This window comes from Acinetobacter sp. AC1-2 (assembly GCF_016124155.1).
GTDB lineage: Bacteria > Pseudomonadota > Gammaproteobacteria > Pseudomonadales > Moraxellaceae > Acinetobacter > Acinetobacter calcoaceticus.
Window position 1 is genome coordinate 1 of sequence record NZ_JABFFO010000016.1, and the last position, 794, is coordinate 794.

Below are 794 nucleotides of genomic sequence, written 5' to 3' on the forward strand. Positions count from 1 at the left end.
CTTGCAGCAGGCGAAGATGCCAACATTAGCTTCACGTTCAGTGAAGCGGTGGCAGGCTTTGCGGCAGGCGACATCACCGTGGTTGGCGGTACATTGACTGGCTTGACGACAACGGACAACATCACCTGGACAGCAGTGTTTACGCCAGATGGCACAGGCACAGCACCAAGCATTGCAGTGGCTGATGGTAGCTACACTGATACCTTGGGTAACCCTGGTATAGGCGATGTACTTGATGGTACAGACGGCTTCATCGTTGACTTGATTGCACCGGTAGTGGGCTTCACAGATGCCTCTACCAATGACACAACCCCTGCGTTGACCGGTACGATCGATGATCCTGCTGCGACTGTGGTGGTGACGGTTGATGGTGTGGATTACCCAGCGACCAACAATGGTGACGGTACCTGGACGCTTGCAGACAATACATTGCCAACACTGGCAGACGGTCCGCACACAGTGAGCGTGACTGCAACAGATGTGGCAGGTAACGTATCAACTCCAGTGACTGGTACAGTAACTGTTGATGCAACAGCACCAACCCTTGCGATTACCACAGATGACCTTGCTCTTGCAGCAGGCGAAGATGCCAACATTAGCTTCACGTTCAGTGAAGCGGTGGCAGGCTTTGCGGCAGGCGACATCACCGTGGTTGGCGGTACATTGACTGGCTTGACGACAACGGACAACATCACCTGGACAGCAGTGTTTACGCCAGATGGCACAGGCACAGCACCAAGCATTGCAGTGGCTGATGGTAGCTACACTGATACCTTGGGTAACCCTGGTATAGG

Annotated in this window: 1 protein-coding gene; it reads left to right on the forward strand. The window is 53.9% G+C overall.

The window, feature by feature from the left end; all coding sequences use genetic code 11:
* Nucleotides 1–794, forward strand: a 794-nt coding sequence (locus HL290_RS18740) for an Ig-like domain-containing protein (RefSeq protein WP_227602326.1), incomplete at both ends; no start/stop codon positions are given.